The sequence below is a fragment of the Lewinella sp. genome (genome assembly GCF_050633125.1).
Lineage (GTDB): Bacteria > Bacteroidota > Bacteroidia > Chitinophagales > Saprospiraceae > Lewinella.
The window spans coordinates 109,638-121,532 of record NZ_JBOEFX010000050.1 but is presented as its reverse complement, the minus strand read 5'-3'; the positions used below and the strand labels follow the sequence as shown (position 1 = coordinate 121,532).

General features: G+C 44.7%; 10 protein-coding genes. 5 read left to right on the top strand and 5 right to left on the bottom strand.

What is annotated here, in order from left to right:
• Positions 1 to 339 precede the first annotated feature (339 nt).
• On the top strand, positions 340 to 1,575 hold the full coding sequence (hutI, locus tag ACRBG0_RS12075) for an imidazolonepropionase (protein WP_431487142.1): 1,236 nt from the start codon (positions 340 to 342) through the stop codon (positions 1,573 to 1,575).
• 526 nt (positions 1,576 to 2,101) lie between these two features.
• On the opposite strand, the gene ACRBG0_RS12070 is transcribed toward hutI, so the two are convergent.
• A complete protein-coding gene (locus tag ACRBG0_RS12070) occupies positions 2,102 to 2,293 on the bottom strand; it encodes a hypothetical protein (RefSeq protein ID WP_020536913.1) in 192 nt (63 codons plus the stop codon).
• A gap of 347 nt (positions 2,294 to 2,640) precedes the next feature.
• Here ACRBG0_RS12070 and ACRBG0_RS12065 point away from each other — a divergent pair, with 347 nt between their 5' ends.
• A complete protein-coding gene (locus ACRBG0_RS12065; protein WP_431487141.1) occupies positions 2,641 to 3,612 on the top strand; it encodes a hypothetical protein in 972 nt (323 codons plus the stop codon).
• A gap of 145 nt (positions 3,613 to 3,757) precedes the next feature.
• On the opposite strand, the gene ACRBG0_RS12060 is transcribed toward ACRBG0_RS12065, so the two are convergent.
• Positions 3,758 to 5,068: a T9SS type A sorting domain-containing protein gene (locus ACRBG0_RS12060; protein ID WP_431487140.1), complete on the bottom strand. Its 1,311-nt coding sequence runs from the start codon at positions 5,066 to 5,068 to the stop codon at positions 3,758 to 3,760.
• Positions 5,069 to 5,883: 815 nt separating this feature from the next.
• Here ACRBG0_RS12060 and ACRBG0_RS12055 point away from each other — a divergent pair.
• The 3 genes from ACRBG0_RS12055 (at position 5,884) to ACRBG0_RS12045 (ending at position 8,823) form a co-directional block, all read left to right on the top strand.
• On the top strand, positions 5,884 to 6,348 hold the full coding sequence (locus tag ACRBG0_RS12055) for an SRPBCC family protein (protein ID WP_431487139.1): 465 nt from the start codon (positions 5,884 to 5,886) through the stop codon (positions 6,346 to 6,348).
• 92 nt (positions 6,349 to 6,440) lie between these two features.
• On the top strand, positions 6,441 to 7,943 hold the full coding sequence (locus ACRBG0_RS12050) for a right-handed parallel beta-helix repeat-containing protein (RefSeq protein WP_431487138.1): 1,503 nt from the start codon (positions 6,441 to 6,443) through the stop codon (positions 7,941 to 7,943).
• Positions 7,927 to 8,823, top strand: a complete 897-nt coding sequence (locus ACRBG0_RS12045) for a ketopantoate reductase family protein (protein WP_431487137.1) — start codon at positions 7,927 to 7,929, stop codon at positions 8,821 to 8,823. The genes ACRBG0_RS12050 and ACRBG0_RS12045 overlap by 17 nt, the downstream gene beginning before the upstream one ends.
• 73 nt (positions 8,824 to 8,896) lie before the next feature.
• Here ACRBG0_RS12045 and ACRBG0_RS12040 read toward each other — a convergent pair whose 3' ends face one another.
• The 3 genes from ACRBG0_RS12040 to ACRBG0_RS12030 all read right to left on the bottom strand — a co-directional run bounded on the left by ACRBG0_RS12040 (position 8,897) and on the right by ACRBG0_RS12030 (position 11,726).
• The gene (locus ACRBG0_RS12040; RefSeq protein WP_431487136.1) at positions 8,897 to 10,582 is read right to left on the bottom strand and encodes a T9SS type A sorting domain-containing protein; all 1,686 of its coding nucleotides are present in this window, start codon (positions 10,580 to 10,582) and stop codon (positions 8,897 to 8,899) included.
• A gap of 181 nt (positions 10,583 to 10,763) precedes the next feature.
• Positions 10,764 to 11,177: a CBS domain-containing protein gene (locus ACRBG0_RS12035; protein ID WP_431487135.1), complete on the bottom strand. Its 414-nt coding sequence runs from the start codon at positions 11,175 to 11,177 to the stop codon at positions 10,764 to 10,766.
• A gap of 132 nt (positions 11,178 to 11,309) precedes the next feature.
• Positions 11,310 to 11,726 carry a GxxExxY protein gene (locus tag ACRBG0_RS12030; RefSeq protein WP_431487134.1) on the bottom strand — a complete coding sequence of 139 codons (417 nt, stop codon included), beginning with the start codon at positions 11,724 to 11,726 and terminating at the stop codon, positions 11,310 to 11,312.
• Positions 11,727 to 11,895 lie beyond the last annotated feature (169 nt).

The following is an 11,895-nucleotide window of genomic DNA, read 5'->3' as shown; positions in this document are numbered from 1 at the left end:
GTGCAGGAAGGTGCGGAGTGCGAGGTGCGCTGAATACTTCCGAACTCAGACTTTCCACTTTGAAGTGCGAGCGTCACACCTTCTTCTTGGGCCGTGCTATGATTGAGACATACCTTAGTATTTGATTTTGACCTCGGAGAGGTCATAGATTGGTAGAACAATAATTTTTGGAATTAATACGACCTCGGAGGAGGTCGAACATAAATACCTAATTGGATGATTGAGTAAAAAATAAAAATGGTGGCGATATTGGCCGCCATAAATGACAGGAAAAAACTTCCCTAAACGCCTATTTGTAGCACACTCAATTCATTTCATTTACACAAACGACTTAACATTATGCCCACGCTAATCGGCCCCTTTCGTCAGCTTTTACCTTTGGACAATCTTCCTGAGCGGGGAGCGATTCGTGATGACCAGCTGGTGATCATTGAAGAAGGTGGCATACTGGTGGAAGGAGAAAAAGTAGCAGCAATCGGCCCTTTTGCCCAGTTGCGAGCAGACCATCCAGGTGCTATTGTAGACGAAACTACGGAAGACTTGGTAGCGATGCCTGGTCTGGTGGATGCCCACACTCACATCTGCTATGGAGGTAGCAGAGCGATGGACTTTGCGGCACGCAATGCAGGCATTTCCTATTTGGAGATTGCCAAAGCTGGCGGCGGGATATGGAGCACAGTACAGCACACTCGTGCCGCCAGCAAGGAACAGCTAACGGCCCTGACCCTGGAGCGACTTGATTACCTCTTGCAGCAAGGCATCACGACGGTAGAAGTAAAAAGTGGCTACGGCCTGTCCGTCAGCGAAGAATTGAAGCAACTGCGAGCGATACAAGCTGCAGGGCAGACCCACCAATCAGATGTGGTCTCTACCTGCTTGGCGGCACACATGCTGCCAAGGGATTTTGACGGTACAGCCGATGAATATTTGCAGACTATCCTCCGCGAACTTGTCCCTGTCATCAAGGCCGAAGGCCTGGCGGATCGATTTGATATTTTTATTGAACAGAGTGCTTTTACTACGTCTCAGGCCTTGGACTACCTACGCGCACTGAAGGCCGAAGGGTTTACACTGACGGTTCACGGTGATCAATTTACCGCTGGCGGATCGGAAGTAGCCGTAGCTGTAGGCGCACTAAGTGTGGATCACCTAGAGGTATCAGACACTACCGAAATTGAGCGCCTTGCCCAAAGCACAACCATACCAGTCGTACTACCAGGAGCTACCATTGGTTTGGGTTGCCCCTGGGCACCTGCCCGACGTTTACTGGACGCTGGCTGTGCCATGGCCATTGCTAGCGACTGGAACCCTGGGAGCGCTCCGCAGGGGAACCTATTGGTACAGGCTGCCATTTTAGCGGCCTTTGAAAAACTAAGTACTGCAGAAGTATTGGCAGGCATCACCCAACGTGCTGCTCGTGCCTTGGGGCTAAATGACAGAGGCGTATTGGCAGCTGGCTACTTGGCCGATATAGTCGCCTTTCCAACCAATGATTATCGTGAAATCTTGTACCAGCAAGGGCGGTTGACCGCGAAAAGGGTTTGGAAGAAGGGGGTAAGGGGTGGAAAAGTGTAAAAGAGGAATGGTGTAAAGGTTGTTTGATTATTCCTAGTGGCATCTGTTAAGTTCAGAATTTTCAACTGAGACCTAATTCCCCACTCTTACCCCCTTACACTTACCTAACCTTATACACTTGTGAGCCATAACGATGCCTTAAATGATCGCTTAATTCTAATTTGTCACTTGCCTCCTCATGCCTCTCAAAATGCGTGAGCTGCCTGGCGGGGCTGCCCGCAGGGTAGAGACCGACCATAGGGAGGCCGAGCGACAGCGAGCCCAGAAGGGAGCGACCCCGCCGCCATCATCATGATGTCGCACCACTACGTCTCCCACTCCGTAAACAACAAACTCAATAAACAGGAAAGGCGGGGGCACGCCCAAAAAAACAGAACAAGCCTTCGGAGAGGTGAGATACCCGTATAAAGAGGAGGGAAGGAGGCATGAAAAAGCCGCCGGATAATGCCCTTAGGCACCTATCCGGCGGCGGAAAATCTGATAGAAACAGGAAAGAACTCGGTAAGAAACTTTCCTGATCGGTTCTTTATCGCATTGACCGCGTGAGGCCGCGACTAATGCGATAGGTGGCTTTGCCTACTACTAAACTCAGTACAATACCCATTGGTAAACCAACGGTAAAACTGCCAATGAGTTGGGCAAAATAAAGTCCTAAAAGTAGTCCTAAGACCATCCACCACGCAAAAACGGATTTGGGGTTACTTAATCGCTGTAACATGATCGTTATCCATTTAGATTAGAACAGTGCTTGTTCCAAATGTTTTTAAATATTCATGGGTACTATCCAAATAACATTGCAAAACTAAGTAGGTTTGCTATTAGTTGCAAAATTTTTATCATCATTTTATCAATTCAACAACAATATAACCTAGCCACTTATGGTACAAAATACTGTACTTCATCAGGGGGCAAGAATGGCGAATCGCAGGGGCCTCTTTTACCGAATTCCTAGTGGTATTTATGGAGGTATTCCAAGTTTAATTTTTTTTTAAGTTTTCCTGGTATTCAGGGGATGGCCTGAAAAAATCGCTATCTTGTTAGCTCAAACTAATCTAATTTCTACCTATGAGCTTGAAAGATGATTTGAAGCGCATCTTCTTTGGTGCTAAGTCTATTGCAAAATCAGCCGCTGACAAAGCAGCTGAAGCGGCCAAAGAAGCAGGAGAAGAGTTGACTGAAAAAGGAAGCGAACTCTACGAGAAGGCTAGTCATAAAGCCAGCGAACTCAGCGAAGAAATACTGGAAAATACGGCAGAAGCCAGAGCTAAAGCCAAAGACACCCTCAACGATGTGACCGACCGAGTATGGGAAGAGACCCAACATGCTATGGAAAAAGGAAGGGACTTGAAGTCTAAAGCTGAAGACTGGCTAGCAGACAAGGAAACCAATACGGAGGACGATTCGATGGGGTTTAGTGCAGAAGAACCTGCTGCTCCACGAGCTGCTGCGACGCCGATTGATTTTGAAGAAGACGTCATGGATCCTCCGGCACCACCCAAAACGCCAAGCGCCCTGGAACAGGCTGGTGATCAGGCCCTGGATGCTGCTGCTAAAGCTGGTGCTCAAGCATTGGATGCTGCGGGCGAAGCTGGTAAAAAGGTGATGGACTTATCGGAAGATGTGGGCGAAAAAGTGTTGGATGTAGGCAGCAAGATTTTTGGTAAGGCTAAAGAGTTGGGTGGCGACTTGGCCAACAAAGCTGCCGATATGGTAGAGCGTGCCCAGGATGCCGTTGACCGTGAAAGCCTTCAAGATGCTCAACAAAAAGCCGAAGAACTTGCTCGGCAAGCGCAGGAGCGTGCAGACAATGCACTAAAAAACACCAAGGAGACCTTGCTTGATGGCAAGGACGACTTCTTTGCCCGTGCGGAACGCTTTGCCAAAGGCGATTACCACAATGAAGGAGGTAAAGACATGACTATCGGCACCAACCCCGATCATGAAGCCAGCAAACGCGATGGTAAAGCTGCGGGCTTTGACGACCTGGACGGTGATGGTGATGAAATTATTGATGATGCCATCATTGACGAAGATTAGAGCAAAAAAAGAACCCAGATCAAGTACTTTAGTACTGATCTGGGTTTCAAAAAGGTCATGTTCACTTGATACTGTTTACGTGCCTAGTTCTTTAAAGGTTTCACTGGGGCTAATATTTTCACTTCTTGCCACAGCTTCTCGTTCTCTATCTGTTTCCAATAATTGCCACTGGAATTGTTTGTGACTGACCACTGTATTGCACACGCAGGTAATACATACCGCTGGGCAACTGTGCCGGTAGAGTTACTTGCTGCGCGCCATCGGCAAAAGGTAGTGACCAAGACTGACCATTACTGTTCACCAAATGCATTTGTGTACGGTCTATGTTTGCCGGCATATCCAAACGAAGGGACTGCCCTGCGACGCCAGGGTTGGGACTAATACCCGCTACCGTGAACGTCGATGATTGTGTTCTTAATTGGCGCAGCCCTAGCATTGAGCTACTACCGTCGTAGTCGTATTGCCACAAGCGATAATAATTATTGCCGCTGGCCATTTTATCGTGGGTGTATTCGTAATTAACAGGGGTATTGCTATTGCCAACACCAGGAATGGTCCCAATTGTAGTGAAGTTTTTTCCATCTGCACTGTGCTCCAAAAGGAAATAGTCATTATCGGTTTCGGTTGCAGTCGTCCAATTAAGGAGTGCTATATCCTCTTTTAAGGCAGCTTGAAAATCCAATAACTCTACCGGTAAAACCTGAGCCCCCGTTATCAAATCCAATGGATTGGGTGGCGGACCAGTGGTACTGTTGTAATTGCAATTGTTATTGACACATTGAATAGTGGTTGAACTATTGGACATCGTTAGCGTGTTAAAGCCAATCGCTCCGCCATTATTTACCCCTATAACATCGGCATTTCCCGTGATCGTGAGGTCTCCGAAATCAAGCTGAGCACCTCCATCTACTGTTACGTTTAAGCTGCCTCCCAGTGTGGTGTTTCCTGCTACTGTGAGGCTACCACTCGTAAAGTTAATTTGGCTGTTTGTACCACCATTAAAATTGCCATTGACTATCATTTGACCGCCTATCGTCACCGCTTTTGAACCTGGAAACGAAAAATCTGTCGTAATGACTGTACCATTTAAGGACACGGTGTTACAGCAAGTAGACACTGTCAGGTTTCCTACGCTCAGCAGTCCCCCGCTGAGAAGATTAAAGCTAGACGGGTTGCTATTGGCAATATCCAGCGTACCGGTTACGCTAAGTCCACCCCCATTTCTGATCTCGATAGACGATTCCTTTCGAGTAGATAGGCTTCCATAATAAGTGATAGCGTGTTCAATAATAACATTATCACCAGGCCAAGCCGCTGAGTTGGTCACATTGGGCACACCTATGGGGTCCCAGTTATTAGGATCATCCCAATCGCCATCAATAACCGAAGTATAATTTGTAGCCGTAAGTGCTAGTGTAGCAAAGATTGCTACCAAGAGTAAAAATGTGTTTTTCATGTTCATTTGTTTGGAAGTGCTTTAAACATCCATTCAAAAACCCAGGAACGGACAATCGATCAGTACAAACGGTATGTTTTTAACACAAACCGGTTCGTAAGCACTACTTGTAGACGAACACATTTCAAAAAGTAACAATCGTTTATAAACAAAAATGCTTGGGACCACCCCTTTAATTCACAAAGAGGTAGCTAATGAACAGTAACGAAAGGGAGCAGTAATGAGGTAACGATCGCTGAAATTTCAGCACATTGAAAAGTAGAGTAGTAAAAACAACGAGGTGATTCTAAGCCAAAAAAGTAGAGCGGACCAAATGTCCGCTCTCCGAAAATTCTCTGTATGAGAAACCCTTTACAAACCTACTTGCATCTTTACACTGAGCTTCCTAATGGAAGCAGTATTATTCTTTTTACCAACAATGAAGCCCTGAGAATTCCGGTGAGATAGTTGCTATTTCCAAAACAAGTCAAGCCCCAAACAGTGACAACTGTGGAGCGCAAATAGCTAACTTAAATCTGGAAATATAATACCAGTATAAACAACCTGGTATGGAAGTGTTAAATCGTTCATGGGATCGTTATTGGGATTAAAACATCGTAAGTATTTTACAACTTACTGTACAAATATAGGTAAATATTCATGTATATGCCAACCGTGTTACCAAAAAAAGCTTTTTTAACATATTAAGATTTCGATATATGTATTTTCAGTACTCTCCTCTTATTTTTCTGATTTCCCTAAACCATCCTTTCTATTTGCAGTTATACTAGCGCTAATTAGTTACCTAATATCAAGTTTATTAATACCAACTCCCCATGCGCCCAAAGAGAAAAAGCTTTACCCTTACTATCCCCCGACCTTTAGAAGAAGTTTGGGAATTCTTTTCTCGCCCAGAGAACCTGAATGAGATGACACCCGAGCACGTTTCTTTCAACATCCTGAGTCCTATTGAAGGCCAAGAAATGTATCAGGGAATGATCATTCAATATCAAATTAGCCCAATCTTGAACATTCCGATGAACTGGGTGACGGAGATCACCCAAATTCGGAAGCACGAATTCTTTATTGACGACCAGCGTGTAGGCCCCTATGCACTTTGGCATCACCAGCACCACTTCAAAGCGGTAGAAGGAGGTACAGAGATGACCGACATTTTACACTACCAGGTACCTTTCGGCCCTATTGGTGCTATTGCCAACTGGCTTTTTGTAGAACGCATGGTCGGGGATATTTTCAAGCATCGCGAGGCTGCAATAGAAAAACTCTTTCCTTCAACATGAGTGGTACCCGACAGTTATATATCCTTTGGTAAGAGGATTCGTTAATTTGCGTGACTTGTAGCATCTTTGCAGGATAATTACGTTAAGCTACTATGAAATTATCTTCGCTATCGTTTTGGGCACTGCTTACGCTGGTTGTAGCCACTGCTATTTCGCTTTCTTCCTGTGACCCTGATGAGGATTTCCTGACTGGAGACGGCGTCAATATCCGTTTTGAGTTGGACACCTTGCGTTTTGATACCGTTTTCACGGAATTGGGCTCGGCTACCCGTTCGGTCAAAATTCACAACGAAGATGACCGCCCTATTAAACTTGATGAAATTTATGTCGATGGCACCACCGGGGTGAGTTTCGTATTTAATGCAGATGGTACGCCCGGTCCATTAGTAGAAGATGTGATTATTTGGGACAACGATTCGATCTATGTATTCGTAGAAGTAACCATTGACCCTGATGCACCATTGTCTGCTAGTCCATTTGTTATTGAAGATCGCCTGGTGGTAAAAACAGGCAACAAAGAGCAGTCTGTTTTACTAGAAGCCTGGGGGCAAAACGCCAACTACTTCCCTAGCAGATACAACAAAGGTGTGCCAGTCGTACTGAGTTGCGACAACGGGACCATTACCTGGGACAGCCCCCTCCCCTACGTTATCTACGGCGAAATTTTCATCGATGAATGCTTGCTGGAAATAACTGCGGGCACCCACATTTATGTACATGGCGGACTAGCAGAAAATGAACTACTAGGCGTCTTTAACGACGGTTTTTTATTTACCCTTCCGCAGGGGCAACTACACCTGGCAGGTACACGCGAGGCTCCCATTACCATTGAAGGAGACCGCCTGGAAGAAGGCTTCTCTGAGCAACCGGGGCAGTGGCTAGGGATCATCATCGGGCGAGAGAGCCAAGGTAACATCATTGAACATACGACGATAAAGAACAGCATCTTCGGTGTTTATGCCGACTCTGCAGCGGAAGTAAGCCTTACTAATGTGCAAATTCACACCACCTCTAGCAGTGGAATTCTTGGCATACACAGTGAAATTATTGCTGACAATTGCCTACTGTACGATAATGGTGCTAATGCTATACAGTTAACCCATGGCGGCAGTTACCAATTTGATTACTGCACCGTTGCTAGTTATGGGGTAGATGCGTCGGCTTTAGCCGTTACCAACTTCCAATGCTACAATCAAGATTGTTCAAGCTTTGATGTTAATCCGCTGGAAGCGGCCATCACCAACTGTATTTTCTTTGGCTCTCGGCGAGACGAGGTGATCATTCAGGATTTCACCGCTCGCTCAGCGCCTGAAACAATGCAATTGGATATGGATCATTGTTTGGTAAGAGTAGATGAACTTCTTACCCGTAATGATGGAGAATACAGCGATTTTTTCTCGACTTACTGTCTCGACTGCGTTAACGGCGACCAAGATGATGCCTTATTCCTGAACCGCCCAGAGGACGACTACCAACTCGACACCCTATCGATTGCCCAAGGCAGAGGAGCTGTATTACCAGCCTTCCCTCTTGATCTTTTAGGGACACCTCGTGATGCCATGCCTGATATTGGATGCTTTGAAAGAGTCGACTAAAACTCAACAAGTAGGAATACTTGGCCTCGGTGCAATTGGGCACGTTATCGGTGCTCAATTATTCCAAAAGTCAGGAATCCGATTGTATTTTTTCAATCGTTCTCCACGAAAAAAACTACAAATTCAACTCCCTGATGGCCAAGAGCTTGATCATGGGATAAAGTGCATCCTCCATCCTCAGCCTATTCAACTGGATTGGCTCGTCATTTGCTTAAAAACTTATCATTATCCTGGCGCTTCGGCGTGGTTCAAGCACCTGATCGGCCCTGAGACCAAGGTTGTCGTTATTCGTAACGGGCTGCAACTTACAGCACCTCTATCAGCTTACACTTCTTTGAGTAAATTAATGCCATGCCTTATTGATTGTCCTACACAATTGGCTGATGATGGTGGCTATCAACAGTTCCAGGTAGCAAGATTGATGATTCCGCCCCACGCGTTAGCGACAGAGTTCCAGGCCTTATTCCCCTCAACTGCCATGACTATTGAAGTCGTATCTGATTTCAAAACCACCTCGTGGGAAAAACTATCCGCAAGTGCCGCGCTGGGGGCTATCACCTGCTTGAGTGGGCAACCTTGCAGGGTTTTCAGAGAAGAGGATATCGTTGAACTGTTTCGAGCACTGGTAAAAGAAGGCCTGGCGGTAGCGAAAGCCGATGGTGCGAAGATTCCGAAAACTTATCTAGAGCAGGAGATTGAAAAAACAAGGCACTACCCTCCTGAGAAGGGCAGCTCTATGCTCAATGATAGACAGAAAGGAAATCAGATAGAGGTCACAGCAAAGAATGGGGTAATTAGTGAACTAGGCAAGAAATACGGCATCCCTACCCCGCTCAATGACCACTTTACAGCATTGCTGAAAATAATCAATCAAAAATAGAAGCGGCCTTCACCCACCGGAGATGCGTTTTCCGATGAGTGAAGTTGGCTTTGTGCCAATACCGCATCATCTATCAATCTACGAGTAACTTCTGTGCAAGCACCTGGTGCTCGCCTTCCCAGCGTAGCAAATACAGGCCTGACGGCCACTGGCTACAATCCAAAGTAGTAATGTCAGAGTTTATGCGTTTTTGAAGGAGCAGCCGCCCATCGGCGGTATATACAGAAAGCATACCCTGTTCCAGAGCAGGGAATTTAATAGTTACCTCCGTTTGGGTAGGATTGGGATAAATTCCAAGTTGGTTATTTGTTTGTTCTAGAGGCGTCTCTACTTCGGTCACCAACAGGGTACACCCATCACCGGGGGATAAACTTCCGGTGTCGAAACAATTATCAAAAAAACTTTGAAGAACATCAATGCGATCACGTAAACCATTGATTTGCGCTAGATGCCCGGAGGAAGGGTCATAGTTAAAAGTAAACGAAAGTAGGTATTCATTGATGGCTCCTAACTCGTATACAAACGGCCCACTTGACATAATAGCCCTACGATCTCCAGGTGTATTGTTCTCGCCTATTTCTGTCCACCCTGTTCCTTGAACAGGATCACCAGAGAAAGCTAAACTAGCCGGATTACCACTTCCGTAACCAAACCCTTCATCTAAAAGAGGCTGGCCATCTAACCATTGTCCCATTAAATAATTCCTAAGACTCACTGGATTAGTATAATCTGTTGTGGCTAATGGTTGACCAGGACTAACACTAGCATTCGTCAGCGGCATTACACTTGTTAACCCCAATTCAATTCCTGTATCACTTAAAGGGCCTCGTAATAAATCGATCCCAACGACTGCTGGGTTTGCACCAAACCCTTCAATGGGATCACAGTTACTATCTGAAGGATCGGCATTATAAAAATAGACCGAATTCCGCAAAGGAAATGTCCCGACGTAATCATCAGCATAGCAGCCAATATCCCCATCGATAAAGAAACCTATATAGGTACTATCCAATGGTTCAGCACCAAACTCTAAGGGAAATAAAGCTACCCTGTAACTCAAAAACAAGGAATTATTTAAAGTGCCCTCCTCCTCAGTACAACCGAACCTAAATGCCGTCAAATAAACTTGAACAGACTCAAAATTATCGCTACCGACTGCCGATAATGCAAAAGGATATAGGAGCATTTCCGTAGGCACCACCAAACTGCTACCACAGCCCTGCGTAAAATAAGCGGGATACTCTCCTTGAGAGGGCTCATAAATACCGTTCAGGTTGCCGTCCCAAAACTGCCCAACAGCTACACCACTATCCAAACCTAAAGAGTAACCATTGTATTCTTCAAAATCAGGGTTACCATTTCCAGGCCAAGCATAGATCGCGGAAATAGGGTCATCAATGGTACCATTATCCATAAAGTCAGCTAAATGAGCAGCCACTTGATCGCTGGTTACTCGCCATGGCATAGTAATAGTTGCATCAACACCGATAATACCCGATTCGACTTCCGTCCCTCTGGTTGTATAGGTTTTGAGGTTGCCAGCGGGATCAAACCCACTTACAAACAGCCCAACTTCATACATCAGAGATAATTTTTGCCCTTCTTTGTCCAGTTCTAAGAAAGCACCATTAGAAGGAGTAGTTGCACCATTAGAAGTGAACTGAGCACTCAAATCTCCATTGGTTAAGTAAACAGGTTCTTGTCCGAAAAGAAAACCAACAAAGGACAAGACAACAAAAAGGTTCAACGTTTTTTTCATACTAAATAGATTTTTAGCCCCCCTAAAGGTACCCGCAAACCCAAGGCGGAACTGACAAAAAAACACTAAAAGTCAGGTTCCTAAAAACAAAAAAGCCTGGCCGATGGTAACACCATCAAACCAGGCTCCTAACTAACAATCCTTAATCAAAAAAAGCTCAAATCACAGATGTGAAATATCTTTAGAACTGCTCCAAGAGGTATTTAATAACATCCGTCGAGGTCACAATTCCAGTAATTTTTTTGCCTTCCATTACAGGAAGTGCGTGGTACTTTCCTTGGGCTAACAATTCAGCAGCTTCTTTAATCTGATCTTCTGCTTGAATAGTTTCCAGCTCGGAAGTCATTACTTGTTCTAATTTTAGCATGTCGTATACCACTGCATTAGCGGCTTTACTAGCATAGGAGTTGACGTAAGAAATCCTGTCAATATCTGTCTTGCTAATCATTCCTATCAATTCATCACCTGATACAACTGGGATATGATGAATATTTTTCTCTTTGAAAATGTCTACTACATCAGTTACATCATTAGATAAATTAACACTAATGAGGTCTTTGGTCATTATTTTTGAAACCGGAGTTCTTTTCTTCATTTTATGCTTGGTTTTTCCTTTAGGCAATCATGGATATTACTATATCCCCGACTGCTAACACAAATATGAAGTAATGCCCTACACAACAGTATGACGAGAATCAAAGACAATGGTGATCTTTGTCAATGACTATTATAATTCTGGCAGGGTTCGAAAAGTCTCATTCACCATCGTCTGCTGCCCCTCCTGAAAAATATTAACCACATTGAAGTTCATGAGTAAGCCTTTAGGCTTGCAGAGAAGGTTCATGTAGGTGAGTAGCTGCGCATTAAATATCGGTGCAAAGGCCGCAACGGATTTTATTTCCACTATCAATAAGTCTTCAACTAAGAAATCACAACGAAGTAGGGTGTCAAATTTTTCGCCCTTATAATGAACTGGCACAAGGTGTTCTGATGAGAAGGACAGCCCCTGTAAACTAAGTTGTTTTGCCAAACAACGGTGATATACACTTTCCAACAACCCAGGACCCAATGATTTATGAACCTCTATTGCTGCTCCAATAACTTGATAAGTTAATTCGTCTAATACCTTTTTACTTGCTCTCACTTTTATATAGTTTTATTATATAAGCCAGAAAAGCGCAAAACGTGACTTTTTTTTCTAAAAAATGCTCCTAGTATCCTCTTTTAAACACAGAGACAAAACCTCCACAGACGAGCAAAACCCTAACTATCTGACTATGTGATAAAATACACCTGACTATTTTTCAACACAG

Bases quoted from the DNA above. Each gene is read 5' to 3' on its own strand.
- ACRBG0_RS12035 (WP_431487135.1), bottom strand. From the start codon at position 11,177: ATGAAGAAAAGAACTCCGGTTTCAAAAATAATGACCAAAGACCTCATT.
- ACRBG0_RS12055 (WP_431487139.1), top strand. From the start codon at position 5,884: ATGCGCCCAAAGAGAAAAAGCTTTACCCTTACTATCCCCCGACCTTTA.
- ACRBG0_RS12070 (WP_020536913.1), bottom strand. From the start codon at position 2,293: ATGTTACAGCGATTAAGTAACCCCAAATCCGTTTTTGCGTGGTGGATG.
- hutI (WP_431487142.1), top strand. From the start codon at position 340: ATGCCCACGCTAATCGGCCCCTTTCGTCAGCTTTTACCTTTGGACAAT.
- ACRBG0_RS12040 (WP_431487136.1), bottom strand. From the start codon at position 10,582: ATGAAAAAAACGTTGAACCTTTTTGTTGTCTTGTCCTTTGTTGGTTTT.
- ACRBG0_RS12065 (WP_431487141.1), top strand. From the start codon at position 2,641: ATGAGCTTGAAAGATGATTTGAAGCGCATCTTCTTTGGTGCTAAGTCT.
- ACRBG0_RS12050 (WP_431487138.1), top strand. From the start codon at position 6,441: ATGAAATTATCTTCGCTATCGTTTTGGGCACTGCTTACGCTGGTTGTA.
- ACRBG0_RS12060 (WP_431487140.1), bottom strand. From the start codon at position 5,068: ATGAAAAACACATTTTTACTCTTGGTAGCAATCTTTGCTACACTAGCA.